The organism is Streptomyces sp. NPDC050548, assembly GCF_044457385.1.
In the GTDB taxonomy this organism is placed as follows: Bacteria; Actinomycetota; Actinomycetes; order Streptomycetales; family Streptomycetaceae; genus Streptomyces.
Genome location: NZ_JBITGV010000018.1, coordinates 160616 through 180349, shown reverse-complemented (window position 1 = coordinate 180349; position 19734 = coordinate 160616). Strand labels below are relative to the sequence as shown.

Annotated in this window: 19 protein-coding genes; 9 read left to right on the top strand and 10 right to left on the bottom strand. The window is 68.7% G+C overall.

The window, feature by feature from the left end; all coding sequences use genetic code 11:
- Positions 1–25: 25 nt before the first annotated feature.
- On the bottom strand, positions 26–784 hold the full coding sequence (locus tag ACIBJH_RS38350) for a hypothetical protein (RefSeq protein WP_399121548.1): 759 nt from the start codon (positions 782–784) through the stop codon (positions 26–28).
- A gap of 333 nt (positions 785–1117) precedes the next feature.
- Positions 1118–1639 carry an SMI1/KNR4 family protein gene (locus tag ACIBJH_RS38345; RefSeq protein ID WP_399121547.1) on the bottom strand — a complete coding sequence of 174 codons (522 nt, stop codon included), beginning with the start codon at positions 1637–1639 and terminating at the stop codon, positions 1118–1120.
- 333 nt (positions 1640–1972) lie between these two features.
- On the opposite strand from ACIBJH_RS38345, the gene recA reads away from it, so the two are divergent.
- The 5 genes from recA (at position 1973) to ACIBJH_RS38320 (ending at position 8928) form a co-directional block, all read left to right on the top strand.
- A complete protein-coding gene (recA, locus tag ACIBJH_RS38340; RefSeq protein ID WP_399121546.1) occupies positions 1973–3109 on the top strand; it encodes a recombinase RecA in 1137 nt (378 codons plus the stop codon).
- A gap of 3 nt (positions 3110–3112) precedes the next feature.
- Positions 3113–4132: a recombination regulator RecX gene (gene recX / locus ACIBJH_RS38335; RefSeq protein ID WP_399121545.1), complete on the top strand. Its 1020-nt coding sequence runs from the start codon at positions 3113–3115 to the stop codon at positions 4130–4132.
- 221 nt (positions 4133–4353) lie between these two features.
- Positions 4354–5034, top strand: a complete 681-nt coding sequence (locus ACIBJH_RS38330) for an ArsR/SmtB family transcription factor (protein ID WP_399121544.1) — start codon at positions 4354–4356, stop codon at positions 5032–5034.
- Positions 5031–7733 (top strand): FtsX-like permease family protein, encoded by a 2703-nt coding sequence (locus tag ACIBJH_RS38325; RefSeq protein WP_399121543.1) that lies wholly within the window; start codon positions 5031–5033, stop codon positions 7731–7733. Before ACIBJH_RS38330 ends, ACIBJH_RS38325 begins: the two co-directional genes overlap by 4 nt.
- A gap of 250 nt (positions 7734–7983) precedes the next feature.
- Entirely contained in the window at positions 7984–8928 is a 945-nt protein-coding gene (locus tag ACIBJH_RS38320) for a sugar ABC transporter substrate-binding protein (RefSeq protein ID WP_399121542.1), read from the top strand.
- Positions 8929–8969: 41 nt separating this feature from the next.
- Here the strand turns inward: ACIBJH_RS38320 and ACIBJH_RS38315 are convergent, their stop codons facing one another.
- From ACIBJH_RS38315 to ACIBJH_RS38300, 4 genes are all read right to left on the bottom strand, one after another.
- On the bottom strand, positions 8970–9371 hold the full coding sequence (locus tag ACIBJH_RS38315; RefSeq protein ID WP_399121541.1) for a rhodanese-like domain-containing protein: 402 nt from the start codon (positions 9369–9371) through the stop codon (positions 8970–8972).
- Positions 9368–9907: a cysteine dioxygenase gene (locus ACIBJH_RS38310; RefSeq protein ID WP_399121540.1), complete on the bottom strand. Its 540-nt coding sequence runs from the start codon at positions 9905–9907 to the stop codon at positions 9368–9370. The genes ACIBJH_RS38315 and ACIBJH_RS38310 overlap by 4 nt, the downstream gene beginning before the upstream one ends.
- A gap of 240 nt (positions 9908–10147) precedes the next feature.
- Positions 10148–11797, bottom strand: coding sequence for an FAD-dependent monooxygenase (locus tag ACIBJH_RS38305; protein ID WP_399121539.1), 1650 nt, complete (start codon positions 11795–11797; stop codon positions 10148–10150).
- Between the two features lie 171 nt (positions 11798–11968).
- Positions 11969–12598: a response regulator transcription factor gene (locus ACIBJH_RS38300; RefSeq protein WP_399121538.1), complete on the bottom strand. Its 630-nt coding sequence runs from the start codon at positions 12596–12598 to the stop codon at positions 11969–11971.
- Positions 12599–12958: 360 nt separating this feature from the next.
- Here ACIBJH_RS38300 and ACIBJH_RS38295 point away from each other — a divergent pair, with 360 nt between their 5' ends.
- Together ACIBJH_RS38295 and ACIBJH_RS38290 are read left to right on the top strand one after the other, a co-directional pair.
- Positions 12959–13360 (top strand): hypothetical protein, encoded by a 402-nt coding sequence (locus tag ACIBJH_RS38295; protein WP_399121537.1) that lies wholly within the window; start codon positions 12959–12961, stop codon positions 13358–13360.
- 62 nt (positions 13361–13422) lie between these two features.
- Complete coding sequence (locus ACIBJH_RS38290) at positions 13423–13866, top strand: hypothetical protein (RefSeq protein ID WP_399121536.1); 444 nt, start codon at positions 13423–13425, stop codon at positions 13864–13866.
- 87 nt (positions 13867–13953) lie between these two features.
- On the opposite strand, the gene ACIBJH_RS38285 is transcribed toward ACIBJH_RS38290, so the two are convergent.
- The 4 genes from ACIBJH_RS38285 to ACIBJH_RS38270 all read right to left on the bottom strand — a co-directional run bounded on the left by ACIBJH_RS38285 (position 13954) and on the right by ACIBJH_RS38270 (position 17304).
- The gene (locus ACIBJH_RS38285) at positions 13954–14865 is read right to left on the bottom strand and encodes an amino acid ABC transporter permease (protein ID WP_399121535.1); all 912 of its coding nucleotides are present in this window, start codon (positions 14863–14865) and stop codon (positions 13954–13956) included.
- Entirely contained in the window at positions 14862–15527 is a 666-nt protein-coding gene (locus tag ACIBJH_RS38280) for an amino acid ABC transporter permease (protein WP_200709676.1), read from the bottom strand. The genes ACIBJH_RS38285 and ACIBJH_RS38280 overlap by 4 nt, the downstream gene beginning before the upstream one ends.
- Before the next feature lie 77 nt (positions 15528–15604).
- The gene (locus ACIBJH_RS38275; protein WP_399121534.1) at positions 15605–16453 is read right to left on the bottom strand and encodes a glutamate ABC transporter substrate-binding protein; all 849 of its coding nucleotides are present in this window, start codon (positions 16451–16453) and stop codon (positions 15605–15607) included.
- Positions 16454–16527: 74 nt separating this feature from the next.
- Complete coding sequence (locus ACIBJH_RS38270) at positions 16528–17304, bottom strand: amino acid ABC transporter ATP-binding protein (protein WP_399121533.1); 777 nt, start codon at positions 17302–17304, stop codon at positions 16528–16530.
- 288 nt (positions 17305–17592) lie between these two features.
- Here ACIBJH_RS38270 and ACIBJH_RS38265 point away from each other — a divergent pair, with 288 nt between their 5' ends.
- Both ACIBJH_RS38265 and ACIBJH_RS38260 read left to right on the top strand, forming a co-directional pair.
- Complete coding sequence (locus ACIBJH_RS38265; RefSeq protein ID WP_399121532.1) at positions 17593–18279, top strand: response regulator transcription factor; 687 nt, start codon at positions 17593–17595, stop codon at positions 18277–18279.
- Positions 18280–18288: 9 nt separating this feature from the next.
- Positions 18289–19701 (top strand): ATP-binding protein, encoded by a 1413-nt coding sequence (locus tag ACIBJH_RS38260; RefSeq protein ID WP_399121531.1) that lies wholly within the window; start codon positions 18289–18291, stop codon positions 19699–19701.
- Positions 19702–19734 lie beyond the last annotated feature (33 nt).

Sequence of the window (19734 nt, the reverse complement as noted above, 5' to 3'; positions counted from 1 at the left end):
CCGCGAGAGCACCAGGGCGTCGAGGTCAGTACGTGAGCACGGCCCACGCTCCGGCTCCGGCCACCGCGAGGGCGTAGCAGCCGACAGCCACCACCACGGTCCGCAGTCGTACCGTCTCGCTCCAGGGCGTGCGGGACAGCAGCCAGGTCAGGGCCGGCAGGACCAGGACGGCGTGCAGGCTCACCCCGTGCAACGGCTTGAGCGAGGCCGTCGAGTGGTAGGCGGCCTCCTGGTGACCGGTCCGGGCGAGGACGACCCCGCGCGCGATCATCGCGGCGCCCGAGGCCAGCGCGACGAGCAGGATCGCGAACCCGGAACGCACCGCGAGCGCCATCCCCGCAGGACCCGTCGGCCGGTGCCGTAAGGACGCCACCGCGAACACGGTGAGCAGTACGACGAGGACACCGCCGCCCACCGCGAGCGTCATGGACACCGCCGTGTCGAAGGGCGTCTCCATGTCGAGGTGCGACGGCACCCGGCGCCACGCCTGAAGGGTGATGCCGCCGACCTCCACCAGGCAGTCGGCGGCGAACACGACGAGCAGGACGGTGCGCAACCGGGCCCCGACACGCAGATACGACGTCACCCAGGTGACCGCGATCAGCGTCGCCCCGAAGGAGAGCCCGAACGTGACGGGCTTGCGCCAGGAGACGGGCCCGTACCAGGGGCCGCCGTCGACCGCGAACACCACCAGGTGCACCAACCCGGAGAGGATCAGCAGGGCACCGGTCGCATGGCAGAGACGCTCGGCGGGGTGTACGTGGCTCTTCAGGGCCCGAGTCATGGCCCGAGCCTCGCGGGAACCCGCCGCGCAGTCGTCGTACGCCCGAAGACACCAGCCGTACGCCGACGGAAGTAGGGCTCCCCGGGGCATGGCCACGAGTTCCCGACGACGCGCCGCCCGCCACCTGGGTGACCTTCCTGAACTGCGATGTGGCCGAGGCCGTCCGGACTGGGTCGCCGCTGGCGGATGTGCTTCCGTCAGGGCACTTCGACGAGCTGAGAGGGTGAATCGCCGCCCGCAGGGACGGCGGTCGCCCAGCTGACGGAGGCGCCTTCGGCCGACCTCGGCTGGTGGTTCGGCTCGGGTCGAGGTGGCGAGCCTGTAAGACTGGCTTCACGACTCGTGAACAAAGCCACGCTGCAGCCACTCGGTGTACCAGGTGCGAAAACCGGGGTTCACCGGGACGAAGCCGCCCCAGTCAGGGTCGATCTGCCAGACCTCGCCCTTTCGCGGGCCGTTCAGGATCAGCCGGACGTAGATGCCGCAGCCCTCTTCGGCCAGCATGAGCGTGCCCCGGGTCAGCCCACAGGCCGATGGGCCGATGCGGCCGGGCAGGGGTTCGGTGAGGGGAAACGGCTCGGCAAGTCGGCCCGGCAGCCGGTCTTCTTCCCACTCGTGGTCCACAGCCCACCCCTCGCCGGTCTTCGGGCGGGGGACTGTCAATGGCATCAACCCGTGGCCGGGACCGGCGGGTCCGTTGCCCACCTCCGCGACGAAGGACCGGTACTGCGCCGGCAGATCGATGCCATGGGCTTCCTCAAAGGCTCTGATCTCCGCCTCGGGCAGCGCCGGAGCCAGCTCGTACCGGTGTGTATCCGCCCCGAAGCGCGACCGCTCCTGGTCCCGTGCGGCCATCTCCCGTATCCGGGCACGTACGTCGCCCTCGCCCCAGCTCTCCATCCGACGACCGTACGCAGCAACGACGTCGGCGACACGAACTCGCCTTCATCATGCTTCGACGGCACAGGGCGCAGATGACGTGAGTGCCGCGTGGTGCGCTTGACACGAAAATCGAACATCCATTCTTATGGAAGCTCCGGCGAGGCCATGGCGGGCATTTCGGCAGGCTTTTGATGGTGAAGTGCCCGAGTTATCCACAGGCCGGACGGGCGTCGGGACGCATTGTCAGTGGCAGGCGTTAGCGTCTTTGACGTGAAGCGATCGACTCAAGCAAATCGGGTGGAACCCATGGCAGGAACCGACCGCGAGAAGGCGTTGGACGCCGCACTCGCACAGATTGAACGGCAATTCGGCAAGGGCGCGGTGATGCGCCTGGGCGAGCGGCCGAACGAGCCCATCGAGGTCATCCCCACCGGGTCGACCGCACTCGACGTCGCCCTCGGCGTCGGCGGCCTGCCGCGCGGCCGAGTGGTGGAGGTCTACGGCCCGGAGTCCTCCGGCAAGACGACCCTGACCCTGCACGCGGTGGCGAACGCCCAGCGGGCCGGCGGCCAGGTCGCGTTCGTGGACGCGGAGCACGCCCTCGACCCCGAGTACGCGAAGAAGCTCGGCGTCGACATCGACAACCTGATCCTGTCCCAGCCGGACAACGGCGAGCAGGCCCTGGAGATCGTGGACATGCTGGTCCGCTCCGGTGCCCTCGACCTCATCGTCATCGACTCCGTCGCGGCACTCGTCCCGCGCGCGGAGATCGAGGGCGAGATGGGTGACAGCCACGTCGGTCTGCAGGCCCGTCTGATGAGCCAGGCCCTGCGGAAGATCACCAGCGCGCTCAACCAGTCCAAGACCACCGCCATCTTCATCAACCAGCTCCGCGAGAAGATCGGCGTGATGTTCGGCTCCCCGGAGACCACGACCGGTGGCCGCGCGCTGAAGTTCTACGCCTCGGTGCGACTCGACATCCGCCGCATCGAGACCCTGAAGGACGGCACGGACGCGGTCGGCAACCGCACCCGCGTCAAGGTCGTCAAGAACAAGGTCGCCCCGCCCTTCAAGCAGGCCGAGTTCGACATCCTCTACGGCCACGGCATCAGCCGCGAGGGCGGCCTGATCGACATGGGCGTGGAGAACGGCTTCGTCCGCAAGGCCGGCGCCTGGTACACGTACGAGGGCGACCAGCTCGGCCAGGGCAAGGAGAACGCGCGCAACTTCCTGAAGGACAACCCCGACCTGGCCAACGAGATCGAGAAGAAGATCCTGGAGAAGCTGGGCGTGGGCGTCCGTCCGGAGAAGGACAAGCCCGTCGTCGAGCCGGTCGCGGACGCGGCGGTTCCCACCGCCACGGACGACGCCGCCAAGGCGGTGCCCGCTCCGGCAGCTGCGGCCAAGACCACCAAGGCCAAGGCCACGGCAGCCAAGAGCTGACCCGTGACACGACGAACGGACTGGGCCGACTACGCGTATCCCGGCGCCCCGCAGGGGCGCGGGGGAGGCGGTGACGGCCAGGCCTACGGTGCGGACGGCGTACCCGAGGAGCCGTACGGCACGGACGGACCGTACGGCGACGAGCCGGGCGGCGGCTGGTCGGCCGGCGGCTTCGATAGTGCGGCCGGTCCGCTTTTCGGCGGCTCGGAACCCGGCGAGAGTCCGGCGGGCACCGGTCGGCTTTTCAGAAGCTCGGCGCCCGGCGGCACTTCGCCCGGCGGCGAGTCCGCTGACGACGACGCACCCGGTCGCGGTTCGCGCCGCAGCCGCGGAGCGCGCGGCGGAGGCGACGGGGATCGTTCATGGGAAGGCAGCTCACGGGAGGGTGGCTCACGTGGGGGTACGGCACGTGGTGACGGCGCACGCGGTAGGCGTGGGCGCCGTGGCCGCGGCTTCGGAGAGTCGTCCGGAGAGAACGGGGGTGACTTCTCCTCGTCGAGGGCCGAGAAGGAGGAGCCACCGGCGGACCCGGCTGAGCGGGCGCGAGGCATCTGTCTGCGCCTGCTCACCGGGAACCCGCGCACCCGCAAGCAACTGGCGGACGCCCTGCGCAAGCGGGAGATCCCGGACGAGGTCGCGGACGAGGTGCTGTCGCGGTTCGAGGAGGTCGGACTGATCAACGACGGTGCGTTCGCGGATGCCTGGGTGGAGTCCCGGCACCACGGCCGGGGACTGGCGCGCCGCGCGCTCGCCCAGGAGCTGCGCACCAAGGGCGTCGACTCCACGCTGATCGACGAGGCCGTCTCCCAGCTCGACCCCGAGCAGGAAGAGACGACGGCACGCGAACTGGTCGACCGCAAACTGCGGTCCACCCAGGGCCTCGACCGCGACAAGAGGCTACGGCGCCTCGCGGGCATGCTGGCCCGCAAGGGCTACTCCCAGGGCATGGCCCTCAGGGTGGTCCGCCAGGCGCTGGAAGAAGAGGGCGAGGACACGGAGTTCCTCGGGGACGAGGGGTACTGATCCGGGTTCCGGTCCGAGTTCCTTCTCGGGTTCCCCTGGGCTCCTGCCCGGCTCCGACTTCTCGGTGGTGCACACGGCCTGGCCTGAACACGGTGGACGCGCGGGGGCGCCGACCGCGTTCAGGCGAGCACCGGCCGATGCCTCAGGTAGGGCTAACCCCCCGTTGAAGACGCCGGATTGCCGCAGTGCACAGACACCTGTGCACAAACGACTGTGTACGCATGGCACCGGAACCCCGCACACCTGGCGCGGAGACACCCGACGAACCGACCTCGCCGACACCCGCGCCGGTCGAACTCTCCGACCTCGCCACGCTGAAGGCGCTCGCACAGCCCCGTCGACAGCGCATCCTCCAGCACCTCACCCTGCACGGTCCCGCCACCTCGGCCACACTTGCCCGCGCACTGGGCCTGAACACCGGCTCCACCAGCTACCACCTGCGTGAACTCGCCCGCTACGGCTTCGTCGAGGAGACGGAGGCGGAGACCGGGCGCCCGCCTGACCACGGTCACGGTCGCGAGCGCTGGTGGCGGGCCGTTCCCGGTGACCGTCGCTTTCCGCCGCGCAGTCGCCAGAGTGCCGAGATGCGGCACGTCATGGACGAGCTCAACCACCATGCGTACGCCGCCGATCTGGAACTCTTCGAGCAGTTCCAGCGGGACGCTGCCGAGACCGGGCCGTGGGCGGACGCCTTCCCCTACTCGCGCGGCACAGTCCGGCTGACGCTGCCCGAACTCGGGGCGTTCTTCGAGGAGTACATCGCCCTCCTCAACCGCTACAAGCGCCCCGAAGCAGAGACACCGGCCGGCGCCCGCACCGTACTCACCCGATTCCTCGCCTTCCCGGCACCCCTCGCCGAAGCCGCCCCGGCGTGCAACGGAAAAGAGACCGAGCCCTCATGATGCTGCGCTACGCCCTCCGGTCCGTCCGCGCCCGCAAGGCCGGTTTCCTGGGCGCCTTTCTCTCCCTGATGTGCGCGGCTGCCCTCATCACAGCCTGCGGCACTCTCCTCGACACCGGCCTGCGCGGCACCATCCGCACCGAGCGCTACGCGGCGAGCTCCGTCGTGGTCTCCGCCGATCAGAACGTCCACCGGACCACCGTCAAACACAAGAAGGGCAAGACCAAGGTCAAACACAAGGCGAAACCGATCGCCGAGCGCGCCTGGCTCCCCGAGAACCTGGAAACCACGCTCGCACGCACCCCGGGCGTCGCCCGTGTCATCCCCGAACTGACCTTCCTGGCCCAGCCGTTGACACCCACCGGCACCGGCGGCCGGACCGCCTACGGGCACGCCTGGGACTCCGCCGCGTTGACGCCGTACCGGCTCGTCACCGGCGGCGCTCCGCGAGCCGCCACCGATCTGGTCATCGACCGCGACTTCGCCTTGCGGGCCCGACTCCGGCCCGGCGACCGTCTCACCGTCCAGTCCACACAGGCCCCGCGCGTCTACCGGATCACCGGAATCGCCGCTCCCGCCACGCCCGTACGCCATCAGACATCGCTCTTCTTCTCCGCGGGCGAGGCCCGCCGTCTGGCCGCGCACCCCGGGCAGGTCACCGCGTTCGGAGTGCTCCCGGCCAAGGGCACAAGCGCGGAACGGCTGCGGCAGGCCATCACCACAGTCCTCCACGGGCCGACCGCGCTTCCCGGCACCACCACCTCGCTCCGCCCCACCACCTCACTCGGCTCCACCGTTCAGGTCACCACCGGCGACGCCCGTGGCCCCGTCGAGTTCCTGGACGCCGCGACGGCCAGGACAAGGCTGGTCAGCATCGGCGGTGCCATGGGTGGCACTTCGTTGCTCGTGGCGGTTCTCGTGGTCGTCGGCACCTTCGTGCTCTCCGTCCAGCAGCGTCACCGCGAACTCGCCCTGCTCCGCGCCGTGGCCGCCACCTCCGGCCAGATCCGCCGACTCCTCGGCCGCGAGGCCCTGATCGTCGGCACGGTCGCCGGCGTCGCGGGCGCTCTGCTCGGGCTTCCGCTGGGCACTTGGCTCTACAACAGGTTCGTCGCCCTGGGTGCCGTCCCGGCCACCCTCCAGCACACCACCGGCGTCGCCCCGCCGCTGGCCGCCCTCGTCGCGACCGCTCTCGGTGCCTGGACCGCCGCACGGGTCGCCTCCCGCCGTATCTCCAGGATCCGCCCGGCCCAGGCACTGGCCGAGGCCGAGCCAGGAGCGGGAGCGGGAGCCGAAGCAGGAACCGAAGCCGAAGCAGGAGTCGAAGCCGAAGCCAAGTCCGCGCGCACGCGCCTCACGACACGCACGCGCCTCACGACACGCACCCGTCTCACCGCACGCGCCGGACTCACCCGCGGTCGTCTCCTCGCCGGGCTCGTCCTTCTCGTGGGCGGGGTCGTGCTGGTCGCCGTGCTCAGCAAGCTGCGCACCGAGCCCGCCTCAACGCCCGTGACCTTCCTGGCTGTTGTGGTCCTGTCCACCTCCGTCGCCCTCCTCGGGCCGCTCCTCGTCAAGGCGGCCGTTCTCGTCCTCCGCGGTCCGCTCCGGCGCAGCGGCCCGACCGGTCGGCTGGCCACCGCCAACCTCCGGGGCAACGCCGTTCGCATGGCCTCCGTCGTCACCCCCCTCACCCTGCTGATCGGCATGACCTGCACCGTCCTGTTCGTCCAGCCCACGCTCGGCGACGCCGCCCGTGCCCAGGCCCGTGAAGGTGTCCGTGCCGACTGGGTCGTCGCCTCCCAGGGACCTGGTGTCCCCGCCGAGGCCGCACGGCAACTCCGCGCGAGGCACGACATCGTCACCGAGGTCGTCCGTACGACCGTCCGTGTGGGCCTCGACAAATACGTGGCCCAAGGGGTCACACCCGCCGGACTCACCCGCACCTGGGATCCCGATGTCACCGCCGGATCGCTCGACGGACTCACCGAGCACACCGTGGCCGTAAGCGAACTGGCCGCGGAGCAGCTCCACTTGAAGCCCGGTGGCACCCTGAAGCTCACGCTCGGCGACGGCACGCCCGCCACGCTCACCGTCGTCGCCGTCTACGCCAGGGGTCTCGGCTTCGGTGATCTCACCCTCGCGCACGATCTCGTCGCCCGGCATGTCGACAACCCGCTCGCCTCCTCCGTCCTTGTCAGCACGCCCCGTACACAGACACAACTCGCGACTACCCTCCGTGAGTTCCCGGACATCCGTGTTCTCGCGCCGGCCGCCGCCGACTCGCTCCAGGCGCGGCGGCAGCAGGCGAACGCCGAGGTCAACTACCTGGCCATGGGCCTTGTCCTGGCCTTCACGGGTATCGCCGTGGTCAACACGCTCGCCATGTCGGTCGCCGAGCGGGTCCGGGAGTTCGCGCTTCTGCGGCTCGCGGGGGCGACCCGCCGTCAGGTGCTGCGGATGCTGCGGATCGAGGCGCTGTCGGTGGTGCTGCTCGCCACGGCGCTCGGCAGTGGTGTCGCCCTCGCCGTGCTGACCGCGTTCAGTATCGGGATGACCGGCCGGGCCGCGCCGTCGGTCACCCCTCTCGTGTACGTCACGGTGGTGACGGTCGGCGCGGCGCTCGCACTCGTCGCCACGGCCCTTCCCGGGCGGGCGGCGCTCCGGTTGCGGGCGGTGACGGTGGCGACGGCGAGGGAGTAGCCACTGGGGGACGACGCACCGTTCCCGATTCACCGGGGGCGCGTGTTCCGCATGCTAAGTGTGCGTTCCGTGAAGGGTTCGCATGTTTGGTGCGGGGGTAGCTTCTGCTGCCGTCACTCCCCGGCCCTCCCGCCTGCTGAGCCGCAGTCAGGCGTGCCTGAGCGTCTTCAGGCCGTTCCATCGGCCGATCCTTCGCATGTCATGAAAGGCGGCCCCCTTGTTCCCGCCCGCGCACCACCGAAGACCGCTGGTGGCCTCCTTGGTCGGTGTCGGCCTCTTACTGAGTGGCTGCCTACTGAGTGGCTGCGGACTCGAATCGAGTGCCGCGCCCGCCGACGACGGGCCGATCACGCTCGGGTTCGTCAACGGCGGCAGTACCGAGTTCCACACGTGTCTGCAGGAGTCGATCGCGAACACGGCCAAGAGCAACTTCGCGAGGCTCGTCACGGCCAACTCGCATCAGGACGCAGCGCAGGAACTCTCCAACATCCAGGCCATGATCGCGCGCCATGTCGACGCGATCATCGTGCAGACCGTCAACACGAACGCGCTCAAGAGCGACATCGCCAAGGCCAAGAAGGCGCACATCCCGATCTTCCTGACCTCGGTCAGCGCCGATCCGTCCGACATCCTCGGAGCCGTCGTCGTCGACCTGAAGGCGGTGGGCAAGCTCGACGCCGACTGGATCGAGGACGACGCAGTCGGCCGCGAGGTGCAGGTGGCCGTCATCGCGGGTGCGCCGGGCGCCGCCTCCGACCTGCTGGTCGGCGGATTCGCCGAGGGACTGCCGGCGAACGCGAAGGTGGTCGCGAACCAGCCCGCCATGTTCGTCGCCGCGAAGGCGAAGATCGTCGCCGCGGACATGATCAAGGCGCATCCCGGTCTGGACTACGCCTTCGTCGCCAACGAGGAGATGGCGTTCGCCGCCCGCAAGGCGTTCGACGCGGCCGGCGCCAAGGGCGTCAGGATCGTGACGGTCAACGGCACCGACGAGGCTCTCGCCGCTCTCAAGGACGGCCGCTTCGCCGCCACCGTCTCCAACTCGGCCAAGGACACCGGCGAACTGGCCGTCACCCACGTCATCAGCCTTCTCCGTAAGGAGAAGGTGGAGAAGATCGCCACGACCCCGGCCCGCCTGGTCACGAAGGCCAACGCGGACACCGCCCCGCTCTACTGTCCCTCCGACGGACTGTGAGCCGAGGCGGGAGCCGGACTGTCACGTTGTAGACACTGTGTCTACAACGTGACAGGGAGTCCCGCCGCCTTCCAGGCCTGGAAGCCGCCGACCAGGTCCGTCGCGCGGTGCAGGCCCAGTCGGTGCAGGGACGCGGCGGCCAGGCTGGAGGCGTAGCCCTCGTTGCAGATCACCACGACGCGCAGGTCGTGGCCGGTGGCCTCGGGGACGCGGTGGCTGCCCTGGGGGTCGAGGCGCCACTCCAGTTCGTTGCGCTCGACGACCAGGGCGCCGGGGATGAGACCGTCCCGGTCGCGCAGGGCCGCGTAGCGGATGTCGACCAGGAGAGCCGTGCCGTCGCGGGCGGCGTCGTATGCCTCCCTGGCTTCGATCCGCCGGTAGTCCGCGCGGACCCGCTCCAGCAACTCGTCTATGCCGGGCGGCTGTTCGCGTACGGCACTCACTGCCAGTCCTCCGGGCGCTCGACCTGCTCAAGGCGCAGCACCGGGCCGGTGCGGCTGTAGCGGCGGATCTGCGGCAGCGGCGGGTAGTAGGCGTGGACGGAGACCGCGTGCTCTTCGGTGGACTCGTTGAACACCTCGTGGACGTGGTGGTGGCCGAAGGCGCGGCCCTTGCCGGTCGGTAGCCGCCGCTCGCGGTCCACGCCCTCCTCCAGTTCGAGGGTCTTCCAGCCGTGGCTCGGGAGCCGCGCGGCGAGCGAGTTCTCCTTGAGCTCGCCGGCGGCGGTGAGGAAGGCGCCCACCGAGTCGGCGTGGTCGTGCCAGCCGGTGCCGCTGCCGGGCGGCCAGCCGATCAGCCAGGCCTCGCTGCCGCTGGGCCCTTCGAGCCGCACCCAGGTGCGGCCCTCGGGGTCGAGGGGGAGCGAGGCGATGAGTTCGGCGTCGGCGGCCGTACGCCGTACGAAGTCGAGCAGGTCCGCCTGTGTCGGAGCCTGGGCGGGCGCGGCGGGGGACACGGAGGCAGAGGGGGAGACAGACACGTGCACCGTCCTGATGAGTGTTCGCGAGGGCGCGCACGGGCCCACAGAAAGGGCGCGCGCGAGTGAGAGAGATGCGAATTCAGCAGGAGACGTGACAGACGCAGCCCACGTAGCGGACGAGGTCCAGATGGACCTTCCGCCAGAGGTGGACAGAGGTGTCGGTCATGATCCGGAGTAGAGCACGACGGTGCTTGCGGGTCAACTCAGAGTCACTATGTGGACAGTTGGCGGACGGAGGCCTCAGCGCGAGCCGGCCGTGGCCTCCGTCTTCGCCGGGCCGCCCAGGGTCGCCTCGGCCGCCGCGTACAGATCGGCCGGCCGCACCCCGCTCAGCGCGGTGACCAGGTGTCCGTCGGGTCGTACGAGCAGGACCGTGTGGGCGGCGGCGCCCGGGTAGCTCTCGGCGACCAGCAGTTCGGCCGGGTGCGGCAGCGCCGTCACCGCGGCGGCCAGGCGTGGCATGACCCCGGCGGTCACCCAGTGCTTGCGCTCCCAGACGCCCGTGCCCGGTGCGACCAGTACGACCAGCAGGGCACCGCGCCCGAGGCGGTCCCGCAGCCGTACGAAGGAGCCGTCCTCCGCGGTGACCCGGATATCGGTGACCGGTGCACCGGGCGGGGTGTCGACGTCGACCTCGCCCTCGATGTGCCGGGGCGCGAGCGGCGAGTCGGCGTACGCCCCCGGCGCACCGAGCGCGCCGCGCCCCAAGTGACCGTCCGTGAGCAACGAGTCGTGGCCACGGGCCGAGCCGGGCACGACCGCGCGCAACCCCGCACCGCCGCGCACCAACGGCAGCGCCTGGTCGGCGGCGCGCAGCCGGGCCGCGACGACCGCCCGCCGCTCCGCCTGATAGCTGTCGAGCAGCGCCTCGTGCGGCCCGTGGTGCCAGGCGAGCGCCAGCTTCCAGGCGAGGTTGTCGGCGTCCCGCAGCCCCTCGTCCAGCCCCTGCGTACCGAGCGCCCCCAGTAGATGCGCCGCGTCCCCGGCGAGAAACACCCGCCCCACCCGCCACCGGCGCGCGAGCCGGTGGTGCACGGTGTGTACGCCGGTGTCGAGCAGTTCGTACGGCGGTGTAGGCCCCTCGGTCCAGCCCGCGAGGGTCTCCCGGATACGGGTGAGCAGCAGCTCGGGCGTGACCAGGTCCTTGCCCGGCGGCAGCAGCCAGTCCAGGCGCCACACGCCGTCCGGGAGGGGGCGTCCGGTGACCTCCCCGGCCGAGGGTCCGGACGTCCGCCACGGCGGCACCCGGTGCAACAACGCCTGGTCGGGCCACGGAAGTTCCGTGCGCAGCGCGGCCACGGCGTGTCGCTCCACCGCCGTACGGCCGGGGAAGCGGATGTCCAGGAGCTTGCGCACGGTGGAGCGCGGGCCGTCGCAGCCGACCAGGTAACTGCCGCGCCACCAGGTGCCCTTGGGGCCGCGGGTGTGGGCGGTGACGCCCGAGGGCTCCTGTTCGACCGCGTCGAGGCGGTTGTCCACGGCGAGCTTCACCAGCCGCTCGCCCGCGAGGGCCTGGCGCAGGGCGCCGGTCAGCACGTGCTGGGCGATGTGCAGTGGGGCGGCGATTTCTTCCTCGCCCCCGGGGCCCGCCGCACCGGTGGCGCCTTCCGCGTCGTCACCCTGCGCGTCGAACCTGATCTCGCGCATCACCTGCTTGCGCCGCATCGACCGCCATCCGGCCCAACGGAAACCGGCTTCGGACAGCGGGAAGCCCGTCAGGCGCTCGATGAGCGCGACGGTGTCCTCGCGCAGTACCACCGTCCGCGCGAGCCGCTGTTCGTCCTTGCCCGGCCCCTCGTCGAGGATCACGGAGGGGACCTCGTGGCGGGCCAGCGCAAGGGCGAGCGTGAGTCCCACGGGCCCTGCTCCGACGATGATCACCGGGTCCATGGCGCGCTGCCCCCTGCCCGCAGTGGTGTCCTGAGGGACGTATGGAAACGGGCAGTTGAAGCGGGGTGCACGATCACAGAACGTATGCAACCCATTGCCGGTGCTTGCGTCAAGTGACGGAGGCGATGGCGGTCACCCCGCCCTGTTTCGCGGTCGATCCGGGTCGTGGGCCTACGCCGCGCAGGCCGTCATGCCGCGTGCGAGCCAGGCGACGTGAGCGGCGTGGACACGATTGGCGACGTTGAGTTTGGAGCGGATGGACCGGACGTGATCTTTTACGGTTTCGGGGCTGATGGAGAGGCTGGTTGCGATCTCCCGGTTCGACATTCCGTGACCGAGGAGCTGCAGGACCTCCTGTTCTCTGCCGCTCAAGCGGTTGACATTTTCCCGTGCGGATTTCTCCTGCGGTGTCATGGAAGCGGAGTCGAGGTATTCGCCGATCATCGATTCGGATACTTCAGGTGACAATGCGCGGCAGCCGTTCAGGATTGCTGGAATGGCCCATGAGATATGGTGCGCGGCGGTCTCCTGGAAGAGGATTCCGGCCGCACCCATCATCAGTACATGTCGAATATCGCCCGCCTGGAGCTGCTCGACTATGATCAGTACCGGTATTTCCGGGAAGGTTTTTTCGGCGAGTTTCAGGAATTCGGTGGAGTCGTGTCCCTGGATGTGGCCGGTGATGATGATGTCGGGCCTTCGTCCGCTCTCGATCTCAACATTCAGTGATGATTGAGTCTCCAATGCGGCGAGAAGGCTCGCCCGGAAGGAACTCCTGTCATCGACTATCTCAATTCGCATTTCGCTCCCCCGGTCAGCCTTCTGTGATTTGCGTAATGCTGGGGTCTGGCCGCGTGGTCAGGGCGGCCAAGTTTGCTTCATTTTTTCCCGGGGCCGGCCGGGCGTCAAGCTTTCCATGTCTTCATGTCGGACGATCTGAGGTTTTCTTGAGGTGTACCAATGGTCGCCGTGGGTCGTGTGTCGCGAATGTCCGATTCCGTACCCCTGGGAAGGGGATATCGGTGGACAGGTTGCCCGGGGTGTAATGAGCCATCACTTCGCCGGTGCGGCGAAGTGAATCCACTTGAAATGGAAAACCGTCCCCTGGAAGGGTGAAGAGGGATGCAGTTGTCAGTCCCACGGCGTCGGCCGTTCGGTTCCTTGGCCAAGCGCGGTTCGGTCGTGCTCGCCAGCGCCGTTCTGGCTTCTTCGGTCGCCATGCTCACCGCGACCCCGGCCGCCGCAGTCGGTTGCGGTGCACCGCAACTCCGTGTCTGGTACGACTCGGACCAGTTCGGAACGTACCTGAAGGCCTGGTTCAGGACTCGCCCCGGCTGCACCGCAAAAGTGTTCTCCCTGCGGGGATACATCTACTGCACCAACCCGACCAAGAAGGTCTACGAGAAAGTGACCTCGGGAACCGCGCCCGTCGAGACGGAGACGAAAACACTGCCCGCCAAGAACAAGTGCAAGTCGTTCTCCGCGACCGCCAAGATCATTTACTACCCTGACACGGACTTCAGTGATGCGTGGACCTGGAAGTGGGGCGACTATCCGGCATGACCCGGCGTTGGGCGGTCGCCGCACCGGGTGACGCATCTTCAGTGACGATCTAGGAGTAATCGATGTCCTTCACGTATCGCGGGGCATGCATAAGGATGACGGTCCTTGGTGCGGCTCTGGCAGTCATGACGGGTGCCCTCGCTGCGGCGCCCGCTTCGGCCGACGACCCAGATGCCGTCTACCTCGGCACACGCTCGGGTGATATCGACGTTCTCGGCGGCGGATACAAGTGGCACTACTCGGACAAGCAGTACCGCAGCCTGATGATGAGCAACACCCGGAACCACTACATTCACGTGACCTACAAGGGGTGCAAGAAATGGCGGGTGCGTGTTTCCGCCCCGCACCCCGAAGGCGGGTACACGGACGACTCCACGACCGTGGAGGGATGCAACAAGACGGCTGTGGTGAGCATCATCGGCAAACTGCACGCCAATGCCACTCTCGCCATCTACCTCCCGGCGTCCGGTGACACCAGGAGCGTCGCGGTCACGCCCATCAACTGACCGACCAAGAATGCTTCAGTGAACGGACGAGGGGTGGTGCGACATACGCGCACCACCCCTCGCGGGAAACCCGGTAATTCCCTGGACCTATGCCTTGTCCTTGCCGCCCGGCTCGAACGGCTGAGCGTGGCCGACGGCGTCGAGGTCCTCAAGCATTTCCACACCGACCACGGCACCCGTGCTCTTCTTGCTGCGCCGGAGCCTGCCCTCCAGCCAGCTTGCGAAGGTCGTGAGGGAGAAGTTGATCAGGATGAAGATCACGGCTACCACCGTGAAGCTGGCGATGGTGTTGCCGTAGTAGCCGATCATCGTGTTGGCCGATGCGAGCAGTTCGGAGAACGTGAGCACCGCGCCGCCGAGGGCGGTGTCCTTCACCATCACGACGAGCTGGCTGACGAGGGCCGGGAGCATCACGGTGACCGACTGCGGCAGCAGGATCAGCCGCATCACCTGGCTCTTGCGCAGACCGACCGCCATCGCCGCCTCGGTCTGGCCCTTCGGCAGGGCCAGAATGCCGGCCCGGACGATCTCCGCGAGGACCGAGGCGTTGTACAGCACGAGTCCCGTGACGACCGCGTAGAGCGGACGGTCGTCCGAGCTGACGTTCGTGTACTTGGCGAACAGAGCAAGCCCGAAGATCATCAGGACCAGTACCGGGATGGCGCGGAAGAATTCCACGACGATCGAGGCCGGTACGCGGACCCAGACGTGGTCCGAGAGCCGGGCGATGCCGAGGACGGCACCGAGCGGCAGTGCGATGACCATGCTGAGCGCCGCGGCCTTCAGGGTGTTCTGCAGCCCGGGCCAGATGTACGTGGACCAGGCCTCGGTGCTGGAGAAGAACGGCTTCCACAGCACCCAGTCGAGTTGGCCCTTGTCGTCGAGCTTGCTGTACACCCACCACAGCACCGCTGCCAGGGCGGCGAGGAAGACCGCTGTGTAGAGGACGTTCCGCCGCTTGGCGCTCGGCCCCTGGGCATCGTAGAGAACGGAAGTCATCGCTTCACCGCCACCTTCTTGCCCACCCAGCCGAGGATCAGGCCGGTCGGCAGCGTGAGGATCACGAAGCCCAGCGCGAAGATCGAGGCGATCGGGATGAGCTGGGCCTCCTTCTCGACCATCGTCTTCATCAGGGCCGCCGCCTCGGCGACGCCGATAGCGGCGGCCACCGTGGTGTTCTTGGTGAGCGCGATCAGAACGTTCGTCAGCGGGCCGACCGCCGAGCGGAACGCCTGCGGCAGCACGACGAGCCGGAGCACCTGGGTGAAGCTGAGGCCGATCGCACGGGCCGCCTCCGCCTGTCCGACCGGCACCGTGTTGATGCCGGCCCGCAGTGCCTCGCACACGAAGGCCGAGGTGTAGGCGGTCAGACCGAGTACGGCGAGCCGGAAGTTGATCGACTCGAACCTCTCCGCACCGAGGTTGATCCCCAGGGTCTGGCTCAGTCCCAGTGAGGTGAACAGGATGATCACGGTCAACGGGATGTTCCGCACGATGTTCACGTAGGCGGTGGCGAAACCGCGCATCAGAGGTACCGGGCCGACGCGCATGGCGGTCAGCAGGGTTCCCCACACCAGGGAGCCGACGCCGGCGAGCAGGGTCAGCTGCACCGTCGTCCAGAAGGCCCCTAGTAGGTCGTAACCGTCAAGAAAGTCGAACACGATTTCCCGCGCTTCCGCGTGTAGGGATGCCTCGGCGCGCCGTTCCCCCGTGAGCGGCGCACCCGTCAGGCGTTGCCTCAGCTCTTGATGTCGCCGATCTTCGGCGCGGGCTCGTTCTTGTAGCCCGCCGGGCCGAAGTTCTTGTCGACGGCCGTCTTCCAGGAACCGTCGGACACCATCGACTCCAGGGCCGTGTTGATCTTGGCCTTGAGAGCACTGCCCTTCTTGACGCCGATGCCGTAGTTCTCGTTGGTCATCTTGAAGCCGCCGAGCTTGAACTTGCCCTTGAACTGGGACTGCGAGGCGTAACCGGCCAGGATGGAGTCGTCCGTGGTCAGCGCGTCGATGGCGCCGCTCTGCAGACCGGTGAGGCACGCCGAGTACGTCGGGTACACCTGCAGGTTGGCCTTGGGGGCCAGCTTGTCCTTGACGTTCTGCGCCGACGTCGAGCCGGTCACCGAACACAGCTTCTTGCTGTTGAGGTCCGCCGGCGACTTGATCGAGTTGTCGTCGGCGCGGACCAGGACGTCCTGGTGGGCCAGCAGGTACGGGCCGGCGAAGTCGACCGACTTCTGGCGCTCCGCGGTGATCGAGTACGAAGCGGCGATGAACTCGACGTCCCCGCGCTGCAGCATGGTCTCGCGGTCGGCGCTCTTCGACTCCTTCCACTCGATCTGATCCGCGCTGTAGCCGAGCTTCTTGGCGATGTACGTCGCGACGTCGACGTCGAAACCGGCGTAACCCTGCGGCGTCTTCTGGCCGATGCCCGGCTGATCGAACTTGATGCCGATGGTGATCTTCTTGCTGCCGCCCGAGGAGCTGGCGCCGCTGTCCTTGTCATTGTCGTTGTCGGAGCCGCAGGCCGTGGCGGCGAGCGCGAGGGCGAGTACGGCGGCTGAGGCGGCGGTGACCTTGCGGAGCTTCATGATGAACATCCTTTGAGTGGTGAAGAGATGCAGGTCTTCAGTGATGAACGTCAGTGACGAAGAAGTTCAGGGCGTCAGTGGTGGAGGATCTTCGACAGGAAGTCCTTGGCCCGGTCGCTGCGCGGGTTGCTGAAGAACTGGTCCGGCACGGCCTCTTCGACGATGCGGCCGTCGGCCATGAACACGACTCGGTTCGCGGCCGAGCGGGCGAACCCCATTTCATGGGTGACGACGATCATGGTCATGCCGTCGCGGGCGAGCTGCTGCATGACCTCCAGGACCTCGTTGATCATCTCCGGGTCGAGCGCCGACGTCGGCTCGTCGAAGAGCATGACCTTGGGGTCCATGGCCAGCGCCCGCGCGATGGCGACACGCTGCTGCTGGCCGCCGGAGAGCTGGGCGGGGTACTTGTCCGCCTGGGTGGTCACGCCGACCCGGTCGAGCAGCGCACGCGCCTTCGCCTCGGCCTGCGTCTTGTCGGCCTTGCGGACCTTGATCTGACCCAGCATCACGTTTTCGAGCACCGTCTTGTGCGCGAAGAGGTTGAAGGACTGGAAGACCATGCCCACGTCGGCCCGCAGCCGGGCGAGTGCCTTGCCCTCCGCGGGCAGCGGCTTGCCGTCGATCGTGATGTCGCCCGAATCGATCGTCTCCAGGCGGTTGATGGTGCGGCACAGCGTGGACTTTCCGGATCCCGAGGGCCCGATCACCACGACGACCTCGCCGCGGGCGATCGACAGATCGATGTCCTGGAGTACGTGCAACGCGCCGAAGTGCTTGTTGACGCTCTTCAGGACGACCAGTTCGCCCGTCGGGACCGCGTCTTCCTTGGCCACCGATACCTTGGTCATCGCTTGCTGGCTCCGTCCTCGTCGGTTGCGGAGGACAGTAGTGAGGCCTTGCGACCAGCGTCATCACATCTGAGCGAGATCTGAGCATCACGATCGGATAGCAATCGGACACGTGTTGTAGCACTTGTCGTAAGGACGCGTACCGGCTGCGTAACGGAAACCGCCCGCAACCGGAACCCCCTTGACTGCGTCTTCGTCCATCAGCGTGACTGCCTGGGTGCACGCGCGCGTGAGACGTGCTTTCGTACAGGCCGAGACCATACGAACGATGAACCGGAGGGGGCCGGGATGAGACTGCTCCTCGTCGAGGACGACAACCATGTCGCCGCCGCTCTGTCCGCGGTCCTGGCGCGGCACGGCTTCGAGGTCACCCATGCCCGCAGCGGCGAGGAGGCCCTCCAGGCGCTCGTCCCCGAGGGCGACGTCTTCGGAGTCGTCCTCCTCGACCTCGGCCTGCCCGACCAGGACGGCTACGAAGTCTGCGGCAAGATCCGCAAGCGCACCAGCACCCCGGTGATCATGGTGACCGCGCGGTCCGACGTACGCTCCCGCATCCACGGCCTCAACCTCGGAGCCGACGACTACGTGGTGAAGCCGTACGACACCGGGGAGCTGCTGGCCCGCATCCACGCCGTCAGCCGGCGCAGCGTCCACGAGGGCGCGGGCGGGGGCGGCGACACCGCGCTGCGACTGGGCCCGGTGCGCATCGAACTGCCCACCCGCCAGGTCAGCGTGGACGGTTCGGTCGTCCAGCTGACCCGCAAGGAGTTCGATCTGCTGGCCCTGCTGGCACAGCGTCCCGGGGTGGTGTTCCGGCGGGAGCAGATCATCAGCGAGGTGTGGCGCACCAGTTGGGAGGGCACGGGGCGCACCCTGGAGGTGCACGTCGCGTCCCTGCGCGCCAAACTGCGGATGCCCGCGCTGATCGAGACCGTACGAGGCGTCGGCTACCGGCTCGTCGCCCCGGCCACGTAGCGGGCCCGGGTGCGCACACGTCTCCTGCCGCTGCTCATCGTCCTGATGGCGGCCGTTCTGCTCGCCCTGGGCGTCCCGCTCGCCATCAGCGTCGCCGCGGCCCAGCAGCAGAAGGTGATCGTCGACCGTATCGACGACACCGCGCGGTTCGCGGCGCTCGCCCAGTTCGTCACCGACGCGCCCACGGGCAGCCGCCCCGCCGACATGGTCCCGGACGAACGCCGGCAGACTCTGGACCGCGAACTCGCCAGCTACTACGAGGTCTACGGCATCCGCGCGGGCGTCTTCTACCGCACCGACACCTCCATGGCGAACGCGCCGGACGACTTCCTGCTCCCCAAGGCCGGCGAGGTGCGCGAGGCCTTCGACGAGGCCCTGCTCAGCCGCCGCAGCCACGACCCGGAGCAGGTCTGGCCCTGGCAGCGCCACCGCCTCGTCGTCGCCTCGCCGGTCATCCGGGACGGCGACGTCGTCGCCGTCGTGGTCACCGACTCGCCCACCGGGCCGATGCGTTCACGGACCCTGCGCGGCTGGCTGACGATCGGCGCGGGCGAGATCGGCGCCATGCTGCTGGCCGTCGGCGCCGCCCTACGACTGACCGGCTGGGTACTGCGGCCCGTACGCGTGCTCGACGCCACCACCCACGACATCGCCACCGGACGCCTCAAGTCCCGGGTTGCCGCGGCCGGCGGGCCGCCGGAACTCCAGCGCCTGGCCCGATCGTTCAACGAGATGGCGGACAACGTCGAGGACGTGCTGGAGCAGCAGCGCGCCTTCGTCGCCGACGCCTCGCACCAGTTGCGCAACCCGCTCTCGGCGCTGCTGCTGCGCATCGAACTGCTCGCGCTCGAACTGCCGGAGGACAACGACGAGATCGCCTCGGTCCGCACCGAAGGCAAACGCCTGACTCAGGTCCTGGACGACCTGCTCGACCTGGCCCTGGCCGAACACGCGGAAGCGGACCTCAGGATCACCGACATCGGCGCGCTCACCGCCGAGCGTGTCGCCGCCTGGTCACCGACCGCCGAGGCCAAGGGCGTGCGCCTGGTGGGCAGTTGTCCGCCCACCACGGCCTGGGCCGACCCGGTCACGCTGTCCAGTGCCCTGGACGCGGTGATCGACAACGCGGTGAAGTTCACGCCCGAGGACCAGTGCGTCGAGGTGACGGTCGCGTCGAACGGCGAGACCTCCACGGTCGTCGTCGCGGACCACGGCCCGGGCCTCACCGAGGAGGAACTCGCCCGCGTCGGCGACCGCTTCTGGCGCAGCGGCCGGCACCAGAACATCAAGGGCTCAGGCCTGGGCCTGTCCATCTCCCAGGTCCTGCTGGCTGCGGGCGGCGGCTCCCTGACGTACGCCCACCACGAGCCGCACGGGCTCAAGGTGACCGTGGCGGTCCCCAGGAGCGGGCCTACGGCCTGAACGGGCGCCGACGGGCTCTCCGGTGCGCCTGCG

Coding starts and splice junctions, on each gene's coding strand:
- recA (WP_399121546.1), top strand. CDS start 1,973: ATGGCAGGAACCGACCGCGAGAAGGCGTTGGACGCCGCACTCGCACAG.
- ACIBJH_RS38290 (WP_399121536.1), top strand. CDS start 13,423: ATGTCCTTCACGTATCGCGGGGCATGCATAAGGATGACGGTCCTTGGT.
- ACIBJH_RS38265 (WP_399121532.1), top strand. CDS start 17,593: ATGAGACTGCTCCTCGTCGAGGACGACAACCATGTCGCCGCCGCTCTG.
- ACIBJH_RS38300 (WP_399121538.1), bottom strand. CDS start 12,598: ATGCGAATTGAGATAGTCGATGACAGGAGTTCCTTCCGGGCGAGCCTT.
- ACIBJH_RS38330 (WP_399121544.1), top strand. CDS start 4,354: ATGGCACCGGAACCCCGCACACCTGGCGCGGAGACACCCGACGAACCG.
- ACIBJH_RS38325 (WP_399121543.1), top strand. CDS start 5,031: ATGATGCTGCGCTACGCCCTCCGGTCCGTCCGCGCCCGCAAGGCCGGT.
- ACIBJH_RS38285 (WP_399121535.1), bottom strand. CDS start 14,865: ATGACTTCCGTTCTCTACGATGCCCAGGGGCCGAGCGCCAAGCGGCGG.
- ACIBJH_RS38305 (WP_399121539.1), bottom strand. CDS start 11,797: ATGGACCCGGTGATCATCGTCGGAGCAGGGCCCGTGGGACTCACGCTC.
- ACIBJH_RS38275 (WP_399121534.1), bottom strand. CDS start 16,453: ATGAAGCTCCGCAAGGTCACCGCCGCCTCAGCCGCCGTACTCGCCCTC.
- ACIBJH_RS38345 (WP_399121547.1), bottom strand. CDS start 1,639: ATGGCCGCACGGGACCAGGAGCGGTCGCGCTTCGGGGCGGATACACAC.
- ACIBJH_RS38350 (WP_399121548.1), bottom strand. CDS start 784: ATGACTCGGGCCCTGAAGAGCCACGTACACCCCGCCGAGCGTCTCTGC.
- ACIBJH_RS38270 (WP_399121533.1), bottom strand. CDS start 17,304: ATGACCAAGGTATCGGTGGCCAAGGAAGACGCGGTCCCGACGGGCGAA.